The sequence below is a fragment of the Streptomyces sp. URMC 126 genome (assembly GCF_051386555.1).
Lineage (GTDB): Bacteria > Actinomycetota > Actinomycetes > Streptomycetales > Streptomycetaceae > Streptomyces.
The window spans coordinates 1-239 of record NZ_JBPQTX010001306.1; the positions used below are offsets into that span (position 1 = coordinate 1).

Annotated in this window: 1 protein-coding gene; it reads right to left on the bottom strand. The window is 77.8% G+C overall.

Annotated elements, in window-relative coordinates:
• The coding region (locus ACSNOK_RS36055) for a hypothetical protein (protein WP_436784868.1) at positions 1-239 on the bottom strand (239 nt) is incomplete at both ends.

Below are 239 nucleotides of genomic sequence, written 5' to 3' on the forward strand. Positions count from 1 at the left end.
GGTGCGCCGTCATCAGCCGTACGGCGTCGGTCCGGACCGTACGGCGCGTGAGGGTGTCGGCGGCTATGTCCTGGGCGTCGAGCTCCTCCAGGAAGTTCAGGGCACCCCGGCCGCCGACGCGCTCCTCGGCGCGGGCAGCGGTCTCGAACAGGGCGCAGACGGCGTCCAGGTCGCGGTCGGCGTTGCGGCCCGCCGCGCCGCCGCGGCGGGCGGCGCGCTCCAGCCGCTGGGGCCAGGGG